Origin of the sequence: Streptomyces sp. PA03-3a, assembly GCF_033792735.1 — a bacterium.
GTDB lineage: Bacteria > Actinomycetota > Actinomycetes > Streptomycetales > Streptomycetaceae > Actinacidiphila.
The window spans coordinates 81,794-100,518 of sequence record NZ_JARAVM010000002.1; the positions used below are offsets into that span (position 1 = coordinate 81,794).

Below are 18,725 nucleotides of genomic sequence, written 5' to 3' on the forward strand. Positions count from 1 at the left end.
TGCTAGCTCCCTCGGTATACGGAGTAGCCGAACGGGTTGAGCAGCAGCGGCACGTGGTAGTGCTCGCCCGGTTCGACGGCGAAGACGATCGCCACCTCCGGGAAGAAGGCTCCGCTGTCCCGGGTGCGGGGGGCGTCCTGCTGGTCCTCGGCTCGACTGCGGTGGTCGGTGCTCTGGCGGGTGAGGTAGGGCTCGGTGGCGAACTCCAGCCGTACGTGGCTCGTGCCCCGCGGCGGGTCGGGCAGGTCCTTGCAGCGGCCGTCGGCGTCGGTCGCCGAGGCGCCGTGCGGCACCCAGGGGGCCTCGCTTCCGGCACGTACCGCCAGGGTGACGGCGACGCCCCGCGCGGGGCGGCCGGCGCTGGTGTCCAGGACGTGGGTGGACACGGAGGTCATGCGGGGTCCTCCTTCGCGGCCTCGACGAGCCGGGTGAGGCGGACGCGGTTGATCCTTGCCAGTTCGGTGCGGACGGTCTCGCGCTCGGTGCCGGGGTCGTTGCCGATGCGCTCCTTGAGCGCGGCCAGCATCTGGTCGCCGGTCCTGCCGGTGGCGCAGATGAGGAAGACGTGGCCGTGCCGCTCCTGGTAGGCGAGGTTCAGCGCGAGCAGTTCCTCGCGCTGGGAGTCCCGCACCCCGCCCTGTTCGCGGGCGGAGACCGGGTCACCGGGCCGGGGGCGGCCGATCGGCGGGTGGCCCGCCATCGCCTCGGCCAGGTCGTCCGGCGTGAGGCCGGCGGTCGCGGCGTCGGAGGCGGCGAGCAGCGCGTCAAGGGTGTCGTACGGGCGGGCCGCCGTGACGGCGGCACCCCAGGAGCGGCTCGCGCAGACCTCGTGCAGCAGCGCGATCGCCTCCGGTCCGCCGGCGGCGTTGAACCGGGCCAGGCCCGGGGATGGGCTGGAAGTCACAAGGTGCACGCTAGGAGCGCCCACCACGCGACGTCAACAGTTTGTTGAAAAGTTGCGGCCCGCAACGCCCGGACGGACGCCTCGCGCGGTGAAGCAGGGCCTGTCCATGGTGCCGCGCCGGCGAGGGCGGGGGGCGAGTCCAGGCGGCTCCGCCCGTGCCGGCCGAGCACACCGCCACGAGCTCCGGGCACGAGGACCACCGGCGGGTCCGGCGCGCGCACCGATGAGTTTCCCGCGCCGCGCCGGTCCGTACACCGGGCACCCCCGGACGGAAGGCCTACCCATGCGGAAACTGGTCTACCGCATGAACCTGACCCTGGACGGCTACATCGCCGCCGCCGGCGACTCCATCGGCTGGAGCGGACCGCCGAGCCCCGAGCTGTTCCAGTGGTGGCTCGACCACGAGCAGGCGAGCGACCTGTCGCTGTACGGGCGCAGGCTGTGGGAGGCGATGAGCTCCCACTGGCCGACCGGCGACCGGCAGCCCGACGCCACACCGGCGAGATCGAGTTCGCGCGGAACTGGCGGGACACGCCGAAGGTGGTGTTCTCCTCGACGGTCGACAAGGTCGACTGGAACACCCGCCTGGTCACCGGCGACGCGATCGCGGAGATCAGCCGGCTCAAGGCCGAGGACGGCGGCCCGATGAACATCGGCGGCGCGACGCTCGCAGGGGCGGCCATGCGCGCCGGACTGATCGACGAGTACGCGATCGCCGTCCATCCGGTCCTGGTGGGCGGCGGCACGCCGTTCTTCACCGCGCTGGACAGCTGGGTGAACCTGAACATGGTGGAGACGCGGACATGTCCCGGCGGCGTGGTCCTGACCAGGTACGAGACGAGGCGCTGAGCAGCGGCACGCCCGACAGGCCGTGACGACGCGGCTAGCGGCCGTCCTTCGCCGCGTTCTCCCTGTTGAGGTAGTTGTAGACGGTGAAGCGGCTCACGCCGAGCGCGGAGGCGACCGTCTCCACCCCGTGCCGCACCGAGAAGGCGCCGCGCTCCTCCAGGATGCGGACGACCGTCTGCTTCTCCTTGCGCTCCAGCTCGGACAGCGCCTTGCCGTGCCGGCGTTCGAGGTCGGCCAGGATGTGGTCGAGCGAGTCCGCGAGGTGCGGCAGCCGTACGGCCACGACCTCCGCGCCCTGCCAGCTGAGCACGACGTCGTCACCGCGCGCCTCACCGGGGGGCACCAGTTCCGCGCCCATGGCGTCGGCGAGCGGCTTGATCGCCGCGCTGAACGGATGCTCGGCCGGCCCGGTCACCGCTCCGCCTCGCCGAGGACGTTGACCTGCAGCGACACCCGGGTCGCACCGGCCTGAAGGGTGCGCCGCAGCAGGTCGCCGACCATGGCGACCACCTGCTCCGTACCGCCCTCGGCCGAGTTGCCGAAGGGCCCGACGTCGACGGCGTCGAGGCCGGCCGCCTCCAGGACCTCGCGGCCCACCACGGCGTGCCGCGGCGGCTCGTCCAGGTCGAACGGCTCGGTGGTGAATTCGAGTCTCAGGCGCACGCCTTCAACCTAGCTGGTCAGGGGCTTTCCGGAACATCCCTCTTGACAGCCGCCGTCCCGCTCGGGGAGTCTTCCGTTAAGTAGAAACAAGTTTCCGTATTACGGAAGGGCGCATGTGATGGGCTTCGACTCCACGCGCTTCGATGTGAACCTCTCGATCCTTTTCACCGAACTCCCGCTCCTGGAGCGCCCCGCGGCCGCCGCCGCGGCCGGCTTCTCCGCGGTCGAGCTGTGGTGGCCGTGGACCCGGATGCCGAGCCCTCCGCAGTCCGAACTCGACGCCCTGCGCGACGCGCTGCAGGAGGCCGGCACCCAGCTGGTGGGCCTGAACTTCTACGCGGGCGAGCTCCCCGGCCCCGACCGCGGCGCCCTGTCCGTGCCGGGCGAGGAGTCCGCGCGCTTCCGCGCCAACATCGACGTCGCCGCCGACTTCGCCCACTCGGTGGGCTGCACGGCGCTCAACGCGCTGTACGGCAACCGCGTGGACGGCGTGAGCCCCGAGGCGCAGGACGAACTCGCCCTGGAGAACCTGGTCCGGGCCGCGCACGCGGCCGACCGGGTCGGCGCGGTGCTGCTGGTCGAGACCCTCAACAAGCCGGAGTCGCCGCGCTATCCGCTGGTGAGCGCGGCCGCCGCGGTCGAGGTGGTCGACAAGGTCAACGCCGAGACGGGGCTGGGCAACGCCAGGTTCCTGCTCGACCTCTACCACCTGTCGATGAACGGCGAGGACCTGCCCGCCGTGATCGACGCCTACGCGGACCGCACCGGCCACGTCCAGATCGCCGACGATCCCGGCCGCGGCGCGCCCGGTACGGGCTCCCTGCCGCTGGCCGCCCTCCTGGGCCGGCTGCGCGACGCGGGCTACGACGGCTGGGTCGGCCTGGAGTACAAGCCGGGCCCGCAGGGCAGCGCCGCGTCCTTCGACTGGCTCGCCGACGCCGACAAGTAATCCGGAGAGGACATCATGACCACCCCACTTCCCACGGTCGCGTGGATCGGCCTCGGCATCATGGGCTCCCCGATGTCGGAGAACCTCATCAAGGCCGGGTACTCCGTCACCGGCCACACCCTGGAGCAGGACAAGCTCGACCGCCTGGCCGCGGCCGGCGGCACCCCCGCGGGCTCTATCGCGGAGGCTGTCAAGGACGCCGACGTCATCGTCACCATGGTCCCGGCCTCGCCCCAGGTGGAGGCCGTCGCCTACGGCGAGGACGGCATCCTGGCGAACGCCCGGCCGGGCGCGCTGCTGATCGACATGTCGTCGATCACCCCGCAGACCTCGGTCGACCTCGCCGCGGCCGCTGCCGCCAGGGGCGTCCGGGTCCTGGACGCCCCCGTCTCGGGGGGCGAGGCCGGTGCCGTCGAGGCGGTGCTCTCGATCATGGTGGGGGGCGAGCAGGCCGACTTCGACGAGGCGCGGCCCCTGTTCGAGGCCCTCGGCAGGACCGTCGTCCTGTGCGGTCCGCACGGCGCCGGGCAGACCGTCAAGGCGGCCAACCAGCTGATCGTTGCGGTGAACATCCAGGCGTGCGCCGAGGCCGTGGTCTTCCTGGAGAAGTCCGGGGTCGACCTCGCCGCGGCCCTGGAGGTGCTGAACGGGGGCCTCGCCGGATCCACGGTGCTGACCCGCAAGAAGCGCAACTTCCTCGACCGCGAGTACGCCCCGGGCTTCCGCATCGACCTGCACCACAAGGACATGGGCATCGTCACCGACGCCGCCCGCAACGTCGGCGCCGCCCTGCCGGTCGGCTCGGTGGTGGCGAACCTCGTCGCCTCGCTGCGGGCCCAGGGCGACGGCGGCCTCGACCACTCCGCCCTGCTGCGCGGCGTGGAGCGCCTGTCCGGCCGGCCCGTCACCGGCTGACCCCGACTTCCGGGCGGCGGCGCCCCGACCTGTCCTGTCGCGCCCGATGGGGCGCCGCCGCCCGGAACCACGAACGTCCGCGCCGCCGAGAGCTTCTGAGGGGTAGGTCGAGGCGGCGCGGGCCGGGCCCCGCCCGGGGACCCGTTCCGCGACCGGGCCGGACGCGGAACGGGTTCCCGGGCGGCGGTGCGTCCGCGGCGACCGGGGACGCGAAGACGGGTGCACGAGGGGCTTCAGGTGCGGGACGATGGAGCGCAGCACCGTTCTGGCGAGCACCGCCGTCCCTCCGCACCGCCCGCACCGCCCAGGAGTCGCGAACCATGGCAGAGAGCGTGCCCGTGCGCTGTCCGGCCTGCCGCCGGGAGCACGCCTACACCGCGCCCACCTTCCCCTGCGCCTGCGGCACGCCGCTGGCCCTGCCGATCCTGCGCGGCGGCGTCCCGCTGCAGATCCGCCACCGGTCCTGGGACGACTCCTGGGTGGCCATGCGCTGCCCGGACTGCGGCCGCGACGACCAGTGGCCGCAGCCCGAACTCGGCTGCGACTGCGGGGCGGTGGTCCGGCTGCCGGTGGACACCGGCGCCTTGCGGGCGCCCGCGCGGCGACCCGTCCCCCCGGTGCGGCAGACCGGCCCGGGGGCCTTGGCGGCGGCGTCGCGGCCGCCGTTCCGGCCGGTGACCATCCGTACCGCCCGGGACGCCGTCACCGCCGCCGCGCAGTACCTGAAGTGGCTCGGCTTCGCGGGCGTGCGCACCGCGGGGGACCGGTCGGCCAACGGCATCGACCTGCGCGGCGACGGGGTCGTGGCCCAGGTCGACCCGACGACCCGGCCGACGCCGCTGCGGGACGTCGAGACCCTCTGGCTCAACTGCCTCAACGAGGACTCCACCGGCGCCTTCTTCTCCCTGGCCGGCTACGCCCACGACGCCCGGCTGCGCGCGGACCGGCTGGGGGTGCCGCTGTTCGTCATGGACCTCACCGGCACGCCGCAACCGGTCAACGACGCCGCCGACGCCCTGATCAGGACCGGCCCGCACGCCAGGCCCTGAACCGGGCCGAGCTCGGCCCAACCCTTCACCGTCCGTGGTCACTCGGGTCGCGCGACCGCCGCTCCCGGGGGAGTATCGAGAGGTTCCCCCTCCGTACGGCAATCCAGGACTACGTCAAGGACGCAGCGATGTCTACGGCCCTTCTGAAGCGCAAGCTCGACAAATCCTTCCGCCGTCTGGACACGGACGGCAACGGATATGCCGAGCGCGCCGACTTCCAGGACGTCGGCGCGCGGCTGATCCACGGCTTCGGCATGTCGCCCACCTCGCCCAAGGGCAAAGCGGTGGCGGTGCGCCTGGACGCCGTCTGGGCGGAGCTGGCGGCGTACGCCGACAGAGACCGCGACGGGCGGCTGTCCTCCGCGGAGTACCACCACGGGATGACCAAGGCCTTCATCGAAGGACCGGCCTTCGACCCCGTCTTCCATCCGGCGGCCGAAGCCGTCGCGCACCTGTGCGACACCGACGGCGACGGCCACGTCGTGCGCGGTGAGTTCGAGGTCCTGCAGCGGGCCTTCAACACCCCCGTCAGCGACATCTCCGCCGCCTTCAACCGCATCGACACCGACGGCGACGGCTGTGTGAGCACCGCCGAACTGGTGGCGGCCATCCGTGCCTACTACATCGGCACCGACCCCGAGGCCCCCGGCAACTGGCTGTTCGGGCCGCTGTAGGACGGACCGGTCCGGGCCCGCCGGGAGGCTGCCCGGGACGGTGCGTGGAGTCCGGCCGCCGCGCCCGGGAGGTCAGGACGGGGCGGCCGGTGGCACGGCGGTCGGACCCGGGATCAGGAGCCCGTGAGCGGGATGATCTCGGTGGGCGCGTGGCCGGGTTCGGTGGCCAGTTCCTCGAACTCCACGACGTTGCCGATGTCGTTGGTGACGCTCATGGAGATGTTGGTGACCCGCTCCAGGATCGCCTCGACGACGACCGGCACCCGGTACTCGGCCGCGAGCTTCTTCGCCTGCTCGAAGGCGGCCCCGAGCCCGTCCGGGTCGGTGACCCGGATCGCCTTGCAGCCCAGGCCCTCGGCGACCTTGACATGGTCGACGCCGTAGGCGCCCAGCTCGGGCGAGTTGACGTTCTCGAACTCCAGGTTGACCTCGAAGTCGATGTCGAACGCCCGCTGGGCCTGCCGGATCAGGCCCAGGTAGGCGTTGTTCACCAGGACGTGGACGTACGGGATCCGGTGCTGCGCGCCGACCGCGAGCTCCTCGATCATGAACTGGAAGTCGTAGTCGCCCGAAAGGGCCACCACCGGCGCCCCCGGGTCGGCCTTCGCCACGCCCAGGGCGGCCGGCACGGTCCAGCCGAGGGGGCCGGCCTGGCCGCAGTTGATCCAGTGGCGCGGCCGGTAGACGTGCAGCATCTGCGCGCCGGCGATCTGGGAGAGGCCGATCGTGGTGACGTACCGGGTGTCGGGGCCGAAGGCGCGGTTCATCTCCTCGTACACGCGCTGCGGCTTGATCGGGATGTCGTCGAAGTGCGTACGGCGATGCAGGGTCGCCTTGCGCTCCCGGGCGGAGGCGGCCCAGCCGGAGCGGTCCGGCAGTCCGCCGGCGGCCTTCAGCTCCCGGGCCACCTCGACGAACAGCCCCAGCGCGACGCCGGCGTCGGAGGCGATCCCGTAGTCGGGGGCGAAGATCTTGCCGATCTGGGTGGGTTCGATGTCGACGTGCACGAAGGTGCGGCCCTTGGTGTAGACGTCGATCCGGCCGGTGTGGCGGTTGGCCCAGCGGTTGCCGATGCCGAGGACGAAGTCCGACTCCAGGAAGGTCGCGTTGCCGTAGCGGTGCGAGGTCTGCAGACCGACCATGCCCGCGTTGAGGTCGTGGTCGTCCGGGATGGCGCCCCAGCCCATCAGGGTCGGCACCACCGGGGTGCCGGTCAGCTCGGCGAACTCCACCAGCAGACCGGCCGCGTCGGCGTTGATCACCCCGCCGCCCGCGACGATCAGCGGCCGCTCGGCGGCGGCCATCATCGCGAGCGCCTTCTCGATCTGGCGGCGGCTGGCGGCGGGCTTCCAGACCGGCAGCGGCTCGTACGTGTCGGGGTCGAACTCGATCTCGGTGAGCTGGACGTCGACCGGCAGGTCGATCAGGACCGGGCCGGGGCGGCCGGAGCGCATCAGGTGGAACGCCTTCTGGAAGACCCCGGGGACCTGGGCCGCCTCCAGGACGGTGGTGGCCGCCTTCGTCACGGGAGCGGCGATGGACGCGATGTCCACGGCCTGGAAGTCCTCCTTGTGGATCACCGCGGTGGGCGCCTGGCCGGTGATGCACAGGATCGGGATCGAGTCGCCGGTCGCCGAGTAGAGGCCGGTGATCATGTCGGTGCCCGCGGGGCCCGACGTGCCGATGCAGACGCCGATGTTGCCGGGGGCGGTGCGCGTGTAGCCCTCGGCCATGTGGGAGGCGCCCTCCACGTGCCGGGCCAGCGTGTGCTGGATGCCTCCGGCGGCCTTGAGGGCGGCGTAGAAGGGGTTGATCGCGGCGCCGGGCACGCCGAACGCGGTGTCCACGCCCTCGCGCTTGAGGATCTCCACTGCCGCTCGGGCGGCGGTCATTCGAGGCATTCGGTCACTCCTGCGTCGTCCTGCGGTCCAGGTTGTCGCGCCCGGTGCTCCACATTTCGCATTGCGGAAGTCTTCTTTTGTCATGCGGAACTACTGCGAACATAGGACGCCCCCGGCTCGCGGGTCAAGAAGCAGACGCCAAAGCCGTTCGGTAATCGCCTCGATCGATGTCGGTACCACCCACTAGGGTTCCGCTCGCCCTTCACATCGGCTTCACATGGACCCCAGGTGATCTCCTTGACCACGCCGACACCATCGCCCGCACAGTCCCAGCCGTCAGCTCCCCCGCCGCAGGCGCACACGCAGACGCAGGCAGAGCCGCAGGCACCGGCGGCGCCCCCGGCCGCCCGGCCGAGGCCGCTGCCGCCCTTCGGGCAGGAAGTGCCGGGTTACGGACGCTCCTGCCTGTTCTGCGGCTCGGTGCCGGCGGTCCAGGCGACCGTCCGAGGCCACCAGGGCATGGTCGTGATGATGCGTTTCCTGAAGATCCGGGCCCCGTTCTGCCGGCGCTGCGGAATCGCCAAGCACCGCGAGATGGTCTCCGACAGCCTGGTGCAGGGCTGGTGGAGTCCGGCCTCGATGCTGTTCAACCCGCTCACCCTGCTGGTCAACCTGTTCCAGCGCTGGAAGATCAGCCGCCTGGCCGAGCCGGTCCCCGGCGCCCCCGGCACGCCCGCCGACCCCGGCCGGCCGATCTTCCTCCGCCCCACCGCCCTGGGCCTGCTGATACCCGTCATCCTCATCGGCGGCGGCTGGCTGCTGCTCCACAACGACCCCGAGTACGCCGAGGTCGGCGACTGCGTCCACAGCAACGGAGAAGTCCTCTTCCCCGACGTCTCGGTCGTCGACTGCGGTTCCGCGAAGGCCGAGTTCGAGGTCGTCGGGCGCTTCGACAACACCACCGACACCGGCGGGTGCGCCGCCTACCCGCGCACGGTGGCCACGTTGCGAGCGGAGCGCGGCTCGAGCAAGTACGTGCTGTGCCTGGCGCGGAACGACAACACCTGACCGCCGCCCGCGCCTACCGCCGGACCGGCGGTCAGCCGCGGCTCCACTTCTGGTTGTCCCGGCCGCTGCAACTCCACAGCCGCAGCCTGGTGCCGTTGACCCCCGGCGAGTCCTCCGCCTCGACGCACTTGTCCGCCTGGACGTTGACCAGGTCGTGAGCGGCGTTGAGGCGGAACTGCTGGGCACCGGTGCCGTTGCAGTCGACCAGTTGGACCGCCGCGCCGTCGTCCCGCGAACCGCCCGCGATGTCCATGCACTGGCCCCGGGAGTGGACGCTGCCGTCGGGCTTGATCTGCCAGGACTGCGCCGCGCTGCCCGTGCAGTCCCAGAGCTGCAGCGGACTGCCCCACGGGGGGCTGCCGTCGATACACCGGCCCGAGTCGTGGCTGCGGATCGCCGTGCCGGAGACGGCGGCGGAGTGCGAAGGCCCCGCGGCCGGCTGCTGCGTCGATCCCCCGCCCGTGGCGCGGGGGGTGGCCTTGCCCCCGCTCACGCTCGGGGTGGCGGTCGGCCCGTCCGGGGAACCGGACTCCGCCCGCCGCCGGGGGGTGTCGCCGGGGGACGGCGACCGCCCGCCGTGCGGGCTCGCGGTGGCCGGGCCGGTCCCGGGGGTCTCGAACGCCGGGTCCTCGTCGGCGAGGGTGACGGCGGCCGCGCCGCGCTCCTCCCCGCCCGAACCCCGTACGAGGAACGGCACGCAGACGAGCACACCGACCGCCAGGCCCCCGCCGAGCAGCAGGAGCGGGCGGGACCGGGCACGGCGCTTCGCCGCGGCAGCACCGCGGTGCGGCGCCTGCGGGGCGGTCCCCGCGGCCGCCTGCGCGGCGCGCCCCTCGTCGGCGCCGGGTGCGGGGCGGGACGCGAAGGCGAGCCCCGCGGCGAAGCCGTCCGCGTAGGTGGACTCCTGCTCCACGTCCTCCTCCTGACGCTCCGGCAGGGCGGCGGCGGTCTGCCGGGCCCGCAACGTGGAGGCGTCGCCGCCGTTCCAGTCCGTGGGGGTCCGGCTGGTGGTGGCGGAGGCGTCCGCGATCGCGGACGTCCTGCGGGTCCGCCGGGGAAGCGCCGTACCGGCGGGGGAGCCCGCCTCCGGGGCCTCGCCGCCCGCCGGATCGTCGGGAGAAGCCGTCATGAATCCTTCCAAACCCAAGATGTGCCAAGAGCCGCCCCGCCACGTGGGCCGGGGCGCGGGCACATCCGTCCCCCGGGGCATCCGCGCCGCACCGTCACCCCGCAAGGGGGTCTCCGCGGCAGCGCAGCAAGCACCCTAGCAATCACTCCCGGCCGGGACGACGCGCACCGTGACGGCACGGTGGCCGTCGCATGAACTGCGGGTGCTCCGCGGGCGACGGTGTCCCTCAGGGCGTGCGCCGGTGGGGCTCCCAGGTGCGGCGGACGTCGTTCCACAGGTAGCGGGTGCCGGCGCCCCCGGCGCCGCCCGTGGTGGCCCAGACGCCCTGCGGGTGGTCGCCGAGGGTGTCGGTCCAGGCGATCTCCAGGCCGGCGACCTCCGGGTGGCTCAGATCGAGTCGCTGGAACTGGCCGATCGCCCCGACCGGCAGCAACGGGTGCACCTGCACCGTGGTCCCGGAGCCCTCGTCCTCGAGCCGCAGCACCCCGCCGCCCTCGCGCCGGACCGAACCGAGCTTCCTCACCGCCGCGATGAAGGCGGTCGCCGTCTGCTCCTCCTCGGTGACCGCGCGCCGCCGCCAGAAGCCGCGGCCGCCCATGCGCGTGGCGGTGATCTCGCCGAGCCTGGTCCCCACCGCCTGCATGAACGAGCTGAGCAGGACCACCCCGCCCGCGCCGACCACGGCGGACACCAGCTCCGGAATGGCGGACTGGTCACCGCCCCCCGGCCGGACGTCCTCCCAGTGATCCATCCCCGTCGCCCCCATCTCCCGTACGTGGCAGGTGTGTTGCCAGGGTAGCGGCGGCGGCTGCGGTGGCGCGCGTGATCACCCGCGGGAACGGCACCCTCGGCGCGCGCGGGGCGGGACCGCGACGTGCCCGGCGGGCGCCCTGCACCGACCCGGCTCCGCGGGCCGCGGCGGCCGGCGGAACTCACACGGGGCGGAAGGACTCCCGCAGTTCGACCTTGCGGACCTTGCCGCTGACGGTCATCGGGAAGGCGTCCATCAGCCGCAGGTGGCGCGGGACCTTGTAGTGGGCGAGCCGGCCGCGGCAGAACTCGCCGAGCTCCTCGACGGTGAGCGCGGACGCCGGGTCCTTGAGGATGACGCAGGCCAGGATCTCCTCGCCGTACCGCTCGTCGGGGACGCCCACCACCTGGACGTCCGCGATCTTCGGGTGGGCGTAGAGGAACTCCTCGATCTCGCGCGGGTAGACGTTCTCCCCACCGCGGATGATCATGTCCTTGATCCGGCCGACGATCTGCAGGTACCCGTCCTCCCGCATCACGGCCAGGTCGCCGGTGTGCATCCAGCGGCCGGCGTCGATCGCCTCCGCGGTCTTGTCCGGCTCGTCCCAGTAGCCCAGCATCACCGAGTACCCGCGGGTGCACAGTTCGCCCGCCGTGCCGCGCGGCACCGTCACGCCGTCCGGCCCGACGACCTTGACCTCGACGTGCGGAAGTACCCGGCCGACGGTGCCGGTGCGGCGCTCGAGGTCGTCGTCCCGGCGGGTCTGCGTGGAGACCGGCGAGGTCTCGGTCATGCCGTAGCAGATGGACACCTCGGCCATGTGCATCTCGGCGACGACCCGCTTCATCACCTCGACCGGGCAGGGCGAGCCCGCCATGATGCCGGTGCGCAGCGAGGAGAGGTCGTAGCCCGCGAAGTCGGGCAGGTTGAGCTCGGCGATGAACATCGTCGGCACCCCGTACAGCGAGGTGCAGCGCTCCTGTTCGACCGCGCGCAACGTCGCCGCCGGGTCGAAGCCGGGCGCGGGGATGACGATGCAGGCGCCGTGCGAGGTGGCGCCCAGGTTCCCCATGACCATGCCGAAGCAGTGGTAGAAGGGCACCGGCAGGCAGACCCGGTCCTGTTCGGTGTAGCCGACCAGTTCGCCCACGAAGTAGCCGTTGTTGAGGATGTTGTGGTGGGAGAGGGTCGCGCCCTTGGGGAAGCCTGTCGTGCCCGAGGTGTACTGGATGTTGACGGGGTCGTCGCAGGACAGCTCCGACCCGCGCTCCATGAGTTGCTCGTACGGGACGTTCGCCCCGGCCTCGACGAGGGTGTCCCATGTGGGGTCGCCGATGTACACGACCTCGGTCAGCGAGCGGCACTCGCCGCGCACCTGCTCCACCATGGCGCGGTAGTCGCTGGACTTGAACGCGGTGGAGGCGACCAGCACCTCGATGCCGGCCTGGTCGAGCACGAAGGCCAGTTCGTGGACGCGGTACGCCGGATTGATGTTGACCATGATCGCGCCGATGCGGGCGGTGGCGTACTGGACGAGCACCCACTCCGGGCAGTTGACCGCCCAGATGCCCACCCGGTCGCCCTTGCCGACGCCCTTGGCGAGCAGGCCGCGCGCCACGTCGTCGACGGCGGCGCCGAACTGCGCGTACGTCCAGCGGCGGCCGCTGGGCACGTCGACCAGCGCGTCGCGGTCCGGCCAGGCGGCGACCGCCCGGTCCAGGTTGCGGCCGATGGTGTCGCCGAGCAGGGGCGTGGTGCCGGTGCCGCTCGCGTAGGACGGCTCGACGGGGGTCGCGGGGGTGCTCACCGGTGGTCCTCCTCGCGGTACTCGGTGCCGACCGCCCCCTCGGCGGTGCGCTGCCGCAGCTCGATGCGGCGGATCTTGCCGGACACGGTCTTGGGCAGCTCTGCGAACTCGATGCGCCGCACCCGCTTGTACGGGGCGAGCACGGCCCGCGAGTGCGCGAACAGCGCCGCCGCGGTCTGCGGTCCCGGCTCCCAGCCCTCGGCCAGGACGACGTACGCCTTGGGCACGGCCAGCCGCAGCGGGTCGGGCGCCGGGACGACGGCGGCCTCTGCCACGCACTCGTGCTCCAGCAGGGCGCTCTCCAGCTCGAAGGGGGAGATCTTGTAGTCGGAGGCCTTGAAGACGTCGTCGGCGCGCCCGATGTAGGTGATGTAGCCCTCGGCGTCGCGGGAGCCGATGTCGCCGGTGCGATACCAGCCGCCGGCCATGGCCTCGGCGGTGCGCTCCGGGTCGCCCTCGTAGCCGGTCATCAGGCCCACCGGACGGGTGGACAGGTCGAGGCAGATCTCCCCCTCGTCGCCGGGCTTGCCGGTGACGGGGTCGACGAGCTCCACGACGTAGCCGGGGCTGGGGCGGCCCATGGAGCCCGGCTTGAGCGGCTGGCCGGGCGGGTTGGAGACCTGGACGGCCGTCTCGGTCTGGCCGAAGCCGTCCCGGATGGTGAGACCCCAGGCGCGCCGCACGTGCTCGATGACCTCGGGGTTGAGCGGCTCGCCGGCGGCGACGACCTCGCGCGGCGGGGTGCGCAGCACGCCGAGGTCGGCCTGGATCAGCATCCGCCAGACGGTGGGCGGCGCGCAGAAGCTGGTGACGCCGGCCCGGTCCATCTCCGCCATCAGACGGCCCGCGTCGAAGCGCGTGTAGTTGTGGATGAAGACCGTCGCCTCGGCGTTCCACGGGGCGAAGAGGTTGGACCAGGCGTGCTTGGCCCAGCCGGGCGAGGAGATGTTGAGGTGGACGTCGCCGGGGCGCAGGCCGATCCAGTACATCGTCGCCAGGTGGCCCACCGGGTAGGACAGGTGGGTCTGCTCGACGAGCTTGGGCTTGGCGGTGGTGCCCGAGGTGAAGTAGAGCATCAGCGGGTCGTCGCCGCGGGTGTCCCCGTCGGGCGTGAAGTCCGCGGGGGCGTCGTAGGCGTCCTCGTAGGCGTGCCAGCCCGCGGGCGCGCCGCCGACGGCGATCCTGGTGTACTCCCCCGGCACCTGCTCGAACTTCGCCGTGTCGGCGGCCCGGACGATCACGTGCCGGGCCCGGCCGCGCTCGACGCGGTCGGTGAGGTCTGCGGGACCGAGCAGCGGGGTGGCCGGGATGACGACGGCGCGCAGCTTCATGGCGGCGAGGGCGGTCTCCCACAGCTCGGTCTGGTTGCCGAGCATGACCACGATCCGGTCGCCCGCGCCCACCCCGAGGCCGCGCAGCCGGTTCGCGACCCGGGCGGAGCGCTCGGACATCGCGGCGAAGGAGACGACCGACTCGGTGCCGTCCTCCTCGACGATGTGCAGCGCGGGGCGGTCGTTGTCACGGGCGATGACGTCGAACCAGTCCAGCGCCCAGTTGAAGTGCTCCGGACGCGGCCAGCGGAAGCCCTCGTACGCCGCCCGGTAGTCCTCGCGGTGGCGCAGCAGGAAGTCCCGGGCCGCCCGGAACTCTTCCGTCCGGCTGGTTGCCGTCATGTGTCCTCCTCGTCGCCGGCCCCCTCGGTAGCATCCTGCTGTCAGTGACGAGGCTCTCACTACCCCCGAACGGGGGTGAGGAAGCGGCGGGGCGTGACGGGACAGGGCGAGGCGGCGGAGCTGCGGGCGGCGCTGCTGCGGATGAGGCGCACCAGCGGTCTGCCGGTGGCCTTCGGGGGGCTGCTCCCGGAGCCCCGCCGGCTGCGGATCACCGAGCTGTCCGGTACGGCCACCACCTCCCTGCAGGGGCTCACCATCACCGCGGGCAACGGCCTGGGCGGCAAGACGATCGCGCTCTCCCGGCCGCTGGCCGTCACCGACTACAGCACCTCGCGGGTCATCAGCCACGAGTACGACGCGGCGGTCGCCGCCGAGGGGCTGCGTTCGGTCCTGGCGGTGCCGGTGGTCGTGCGCCGCCGGGTGCGCGGGGTGCTCTACGGTGCGCTGCGCCATCCGCTGGCGCTCGGCGACCGCCCGGTGAGCGCCGCGGTGGAGGCGGCGCGCGAGCTGGAGCAGCGGCTGGCGGTACGGGACGAGGCCGACCGCCTGCTGTCGACGTGCCGCCAGCCGACCGCCGGTGACCCGGCGGCCTGGGAGGAGGTCCGCGAGGCCCACGGTGAGCTGCGGGCGCTGGCCGGCCGGGTCGCCGATCCGCTGCTGCGGCAGGAGCTGCTCGCCGTGTGCGGCCGGCTCGCGGCGGCGACCGGGGCCGCCGGTGGCGGCGACGGGCTCCCCGCCGGGCGGCCGGCCGCCGTCTCCTCGCGGGAGCTGGACGTGCTGGCGTGCGTGGCCGTGGGGGCCACCAACGCGGCTGCCGCCGACCGGCTGGGACTGCGTCCCGAGACGGTCAAGAGCTATCTGCGCTCGGCCATGCGCAAGCTCGGCGCCCGTACCCGTCTCGAGGCGGTCGTCGCCGCCCGCCGGGCCGGTCTGCTCCCCTGAGTCGCCGGCCCGGGCCGGCGGCCGGCCGGTGCCCGCCGGTGGCGCCCGCGCGGTGACGCCGACGGCGGAGACGGCCGCGCCGGCCGCCCACCGGCACCGCGTTCACCCGCAAAGCACCGTGATCGGGGGTAGCACCGGATCAACGGACAAGCCGCCACGTTCGCCTCGACCGGGGCGATTTCGGGGTTTGACCGCCGGCGGGATCGGACCGATCATTCGGGGTGTGTCCACCGGCACACACGGGACGGGGGCCGGCCTGACGAACAGTCCGGTGTTCAACAGGTCGCTGCCCCCGCGCGTTTCCCGGCCTGCCGCCCTCGCGCGACATCCGTATCGGCGGCGGTGAATTGTCCCTGCACCGGACGGAGGCCGAGGAGCCACGCCCGTACCCGGGGTCTTCCACGGCTCTCCGCTTAACATTGTCCCGGACACGACACGAGGGGAGCGGCGACCGTGGAGCAGGCCTTCGACGCGCCGGCCAGGCCCCGCCCCGACCAGGTGATCGGGCGCGGTGACGTGCTCGCACGGGCCCGCGGGCACCTCGCCCACGGTGGCAGCCTGCTGCTGTACGGACCGGCCGGAATCGGGAAGTCCACCGTATTGCGGACACTCGCCGAGGAATACGGCGGCGAGCCCACGGTGCTGCGCTGTTCCGCGACCGAATCCGAATCGCACCTCCCCTTCCTCGCCCTGGTCGATCTGCTCGGCCTGGTCGCCGACCAGGTGTCCGACCGGCTGCCCGCTCCGCAGCGGGCGGCGCTGGAGTCGGCGCTCACCGGCCGCGGGGAGTCCTCGCTGCAACGGGACGGACTGGCGCTTCGGCTGGCCGTGCTGTCGGTGCTGCGGGCGCTGGCCGCCGACGGCCCGGTGCTGATCGTCGTGGACGACCTGCAGTGGATGGACCCGGCCAGCGCCGAGCTGCTGGCCTTCGCCGCCCGCCGGGTCGCCGAACTGCCGGTGCGGGTGCTGGGCGCCGTACTCACCGACGCCGATCCGCAGGACCAGCACGACCGCTATCTGCGCGCCTTCCCGCAGGACGTGCTCACGCTGCGGGTGACGCCGCTGTCCCGGCCGGACGTCTCCGAACTCCTCGACGGGCGCGGCCACACGGGTCTGCCGCGCGCGGTCGTCCGGGACATCCACCGCACCAGCGGCGGCAATCCGCTGTTCGCCCTGGAGCTCGGCCGTGCCCTCGCGGAGAGCCGCACCCCGCCGCGCCCCGGGGAGCCGCTGCCGGTGCCGACCTCGCTGCGCGCCCTGGTGCTCAACCGGCTGGAGATGCTCTCCGCGGAGACCCGCCGCACGCTGCTGATCGCCAGCGCGGGGGCCCGCCCGACCCTCGCGACGCTGCGCGGCGCCGGTCGTGCCAACGCCGAGAGCGAGACGGGGGTGGCCGCGTCCCTCGGTCTGGTGGAGATGGACCCCGACGACGGAGGCGGTCCGGTGCGTTTCGCGCATCCGCTGATCTCCGCGGCGCTGTACGCGGAGGCGACCCCGGAGGACCGGCGCAGCGCCCACGCCGCGCTGGCCGCGGCCGCCGTCGACCCGATCGAACGGGCCCGGCACCTGGCGCTGGCGACGAGCGGCAAGGACGAACGGGTCGCGGCGAGCCTCGCCGAGGCCGCGGACGAGGCCCGGTCCCGCGGAGCCCCCTCGGTGGCCGCCCAACTCGGCCTGCTGGCCGCCCGGCACAGCCCCGAAGGCGCGGTGCCCACCGCGGACGAGCGGCGGCTGCGGGCCGCCGAGGACGCGCTGACCGCCGCGGAGCCCGAACTCGCCCGCGCCACCGCCCGCGAGGTGCTGGCGCGGGCCACGGTCCCGGCGGACCGGGTGCGGGCGTGGAGCGTGGTGATCGACTCGGCCGGGCAGGCGCTGTCCGAGGTGGACGACGTCTTCCCGCAGGCCCTGGCGGACGCGGGCGACGACCCCCGGTTGCAGGGCCTGGTGCGCTACCAGCTCGCCTGGCGGGCCCTGGTGGACGGCCAGATGCACGAGGCGCGGGCCGAGGCCGCCCGCTCGGCGGCACTCGCCGCGCAGGCCGGCGACCGGCGCACCGAGTTGCTGGCGCTCTCCTTCAAGGCCCTCAACGAGACGACCATGGGGCATCCCGACGCCGCCGCGACCCTGGCCCTGGCTTCGGCCGAGCCGCAGGACCCGGACGTGGCCATGAACCACAACGGCCCGGTCTACATCCGCTCCCGCTATCTGCTGATGAGCGATCAGCTCGACGAGGCGCGAACGGCGCTGACCTGGCTGGCCGGCGAGGCACGGCAGCGCGGAGCGGTGGAGACCGAGGTCTACTCGGTACGCAGCCTCGCCGAGATCGAACTGCGCTCCGGCCGCTGCGGCACGGCGCTCGACCTGGCCCGCGAGAGCCTGCGACTGGCCGAGGACACCGGCATCGGCGAGGGCTTCGCGCTGCAGATCGCGTCCCTGGCCGAGGCGGCCGGCGGCACGGTGGATCGCGCCCTGTCGCTGGCCGGGGACGCGGTGCGGCGGGCCGAGGCCGACAGCGACCTGCCGTACCTGACGCGGGCGCTGTACGCGCTCGGGCACGCCCGGCTGGTCGGCGCCGACCCGCAGGGCGCGGTGGACGCGCTGCGCCGGGTGCGCGCCCTCGAACGCGAGATGGGCGTGACGGAGCCCGCGCGCGGCCGCTGGCAGGGCGACCTCGCCGAGGCACTGGTGCTGACCGGCGCGCTCGGTGAGGCGCGGGAGGTCATCGACGAGACGCGCCGGCACGCCCTGCGGCTCGGCCGGCAGAGCATCCTGGCCGTCCTGGAGCGCGCCGAGGGGATGCTCCTCGCCGCGCACGGCGACACCGACCAGGCGGTGGCGGTCCTGACCGGGGCCCGGCAGCGGACGGCCGCCCTCGGCTACGGGCTGGACGAGGCCCGCGCCGTCTTCGCGCTGGCCCGGGTCGAGGCGGAGCGGCACAACCGCGGGGCGGCCGGGGCGGCGCTGGACGAGGCCGGCCGGCTGTTCCGGCGGTCGAAGGCCCTGCCGTGGCTGGAGCAGACGGGCCAGGCCCCGCCGGCCCCCGCGGCCGCCGCGCCACCGGAGCTGGACGGGCTGGCCTCGATGGAGCGGCAGGTGGCCGGGCTCGTCCTGGAGGGCGCCACCAACCGGGAGATCGCCGCGGCGCTGTTCGTCAGCGTGAAGACGGTCGAGGCCACTCTGACCCGCGTGTACCGCAAGCTGGGCATCCGCTCACGGGTGGACATCGTGCGACTGGCGGCGGGCCGCCGGGCCGGCTGAGGCGGCCACCGCGCCGGGACGGGCCGCGCGCCGTCGCGCACCCGCCGGGCGGGCACGCGGCGTGACCGAGGGCTTTCCCTAAGCGACCGGGTCAGGGGCTTCCCTCCTTGGGGCGCGCGGGCCGCGACCCTAGCCTGGGTCCCGCACAGAGCAAGCAGGCCACGGTCCCACGAGTGCACGTGCGCCAACGCCCCTCGTCCACGGCCGCCGGCGCTCGCGCCGGTCCAGCCGAGCCGTACGCGCGGGATGCGGC

At 73.6% G+C, this 18,725-nt stretch carries 16 protein-coding genes and 1 pseudogene; 8 read left to right on the forward strand and 9 right to left on the reverse strand.

Annotation, left to right across the window (positions count from 1 at the left end):
- Positions 1-2 precede the first annotated feature (2 nt).
- Both uraH and uraD read right to left on the reverse strand, forming a co-directional pair.
- Complete coding sequence (gene uraH, locus PV342_RS02570) at positions 3-395, reverse strand: hydroxyisourate hydrolase (RefSeq protein WP_329185028.1); 393 nt, start codon at positions 393-395, stop codon at positions 3-5.
- Positions 392-904, reverse strand: coding sequence for a 2-oxo-4-hydroxy-4-carboxy-5-ureidoimidazoline decarboxylase (gene uraD, locus PV342_RS02575; protein WP_433425085.1), 513 nt, complete (start codon positions 902-904; stop codon positions 392-394). The genes uraH and uraD overlap by 4 nt, the downstream gene beginning before the upstream one ends.
- Before the next feature lie 283 nt (positions 905-1,187).
- Here uraD and PV342_RS02580 point away from each other — a divergent pair.
- Positions 1,188-1,753 (forward strand): annotated as a pseudogene (locus PV342_RS02580) (dihydrofolate reductase family protein).
- Positions 1,754-1,787: 34 nt separating this feature from the next.
- Here PV342_RS02580 and PV342_RS02585 read toward each other — a convergent pair.
- Together PV342_RS02585 and PV342_RS02590 are read right to left on the reverse strand one after the other, a co-directional pair.
- Entirely contained in the window at positions 1,788-2,168 is a 381-nt protein-coding gene (locus PV342_RS02585; protein ID WP_361009205.1) for a helix-turn-helix domain-containing protein, read from the reverse strand.
- Positions 2,165-2,416 carry a YkoF family thiamine-binding protein gene (locus PV342_RS02590; RefSeq protein WP_329185034.1) on the reverse strand — a complete coding sequence of 84 codons (252 nt, stop codon included), beginning with the start codon at positions 2,414-2,416 and terminating at the stop codon, positions 2,165-2,167. Before PV342_RS02590 ends, PV342_RS02585 begins: the two co-directional genes overlap by 4 nt.
- 118 nt (positions 2,417-2,534) lie before the next feature.
- On the opposite strand from PV342_RS02590, the gene PV342_RS02595 reads away from it, so the two are divergent.
- The 4 genes from PV342_RS02595 (at position 2,535) to PV342_RS02610 (ending at position 6,003) form a co-directional block, all read left to right on the forward strand.
- Positions 2,535-3,365, forward strand: coding sequence for a TIM barrel protein (locus PV342_RS02595; RefSeq protein ID WP_018563086.1), 831 nt, complete (start codon positions 2,535-2,537; stop codon positions 3,363-3,365).
- A 15-nt stretch (positions 3,366-3,380) separates the two neighbouring features.
- A complete protein-coding gene (locus PV342_RS02600; protein WP_396348249.1) occupies positions 3,381-4,280 on the forward strand; it encodes a 2-hydroxy-3-oxopropionate reductase in 900 nt (299 codons plus the stop codon).
- Positions 4,281-4,600: 320 nt separating this feature from the next.
- On the forward strand, positions 4,601-5,329 hold the full coding sequence (locus PV342_RS02605) for a hypothetical protein (RefSeq protein WP_400795998.1): 729 nt from the start codon (positions 4,601-4,603) through the stop codon (positions 5,327-5,329).
- A 128-nt stretch (positions 5,330-5,457) separates the two neighbouring features.
- On the forward strand, positions 5,458-6,003 hold the full coding sequence (locus PV342_RS02610) for an EF-hand domain-containing protein (RefSeq protein WP_018563089.1): 546 nt from the start codon (positions 5,458-5,460) through the stop codon (positions 6,001-6,003).
- A gap of 113 nt (positions 6,004-6,116) precedes the next feature.
- On the opposite strand, the gene gcl is transcribed toward PV342_RS02610, so the two are convergent.
- Positions 6,117-7,904, reverse strand: a complete 1,788-nt coding sequence (gcl, locus tag PV342_RS02615) for a glyoxylate carboligase (RefSeq protein ID WP_500315720.1) — start codon at positions 7,902-7,904, stop codon at positions 6,117-6,119.
- A 237-nt stretch (positions 7,905-8,141) separates the two neighbouring features.
- Between gcl and PV342_RS02620 the strand changes: the two genes are divergently transcribed.
- Complete coding sequence (locus tag PV342_RS02620; RefSeq protein ID WP_400795993.1) at positions 8,142-8,912, forward strand: LppU/SCO3897 family protein; 771 nt, start codon at positions 8,142-8,144, stop codon at positions 8,910-8,912.
- Positions 8,913-8,943: 31 nt separating this feature from the next.
- Here PV342_RS02620 and PV342_RS02625 read toward each other — a convergent pair whose 3' ends face one another.
- The 4 genes from PV342_RS02625 to PV342_RS02640 all read right to left on the reverse strand — a co-directional run bounded on the left by PV342_RS02625 (position 8,944) and on the right by PV342_RS02640 (position 14,272).
- Positions 8,944-10,041 (reverse strand): ricin-type beta-trefoil lectin domain protein, encoded by a 1,098-nt coding sequence (locus tag PV342_RS02625; protein WP_500315721.1) that lies wholly within the window; start codon positions 10,039-10,041, stop codon positions 8,944-8,946.
- A 226-nt stretch (positions 10,042-10,267) separates the two neighbouring features.
- The gene (locus PV342_RS02630; RefSeq protein WP_400795987.1) at positions 10,268-10,792 is read right to left on the reverse strand and encodes a hypothetical protein; all 525 of its coding nucleotides are present in this window, start codon (positions 10,790-10,792) and stop codon (positions 10,268-10,270) included.
- A 181-nt stretch (positions 10,793-10,973) separates the two neighbouring features.
- A complete protein-coding gene (locus PV342_RS02635) occupies positions 10,974-12,599 on the reverse strand; it encodes an AMP-binding protein (protein ID WP_400795984.1) in 1,626 nt (541 codons plus the stop codon).
- Positions 12,596-14,272 carry an AMP-binding protein gene (locus PV342_RS02640; protein ID WP_500315722.1) on the reverse strand — a complete coding sequence of 559 codons (1,677 nt, stop codon included), beginning with the start codon at positions 14,270-14,272 and terminating at the stop codon, positions 12,596-12,598. Before PV342_RS02640 ends, PV342_RS02635 begins: the two co-directional genes overlap by 4 nt.
- Positions 14,273-14,365: 93 nt before the next feature.
- On the opposite strand from PV342_RS02640, the gene PV342_RS02645 reads away from it, so the two are divergent.
- A complete protein-coding gene (locus tag PV342_RS02645; RefSeq protein ID WP_018563095.1) occupies positions 14,366-15,214 on the forward strand; it encodes a helix-turn-helix transcriptional regulator in 849 nt (282 codons plus the stop codon).
- A gap of 453 nt (positions 15,215-15,667) precedes the next feature.
- On the forward strand, positions 15,668-18,472 hold the full coding sequence (locus PV342_RS02650; protein WP_500315723.1) for a helix-turn-helix transcriptional regulator: 2,805 nt from the start codon (positions 15,668-15,670) through the stop codon (positions 18,470-18,472).
- The last annotated feature ends 253 nt before the right edge of the window (positions 18,473-18,725 follow it).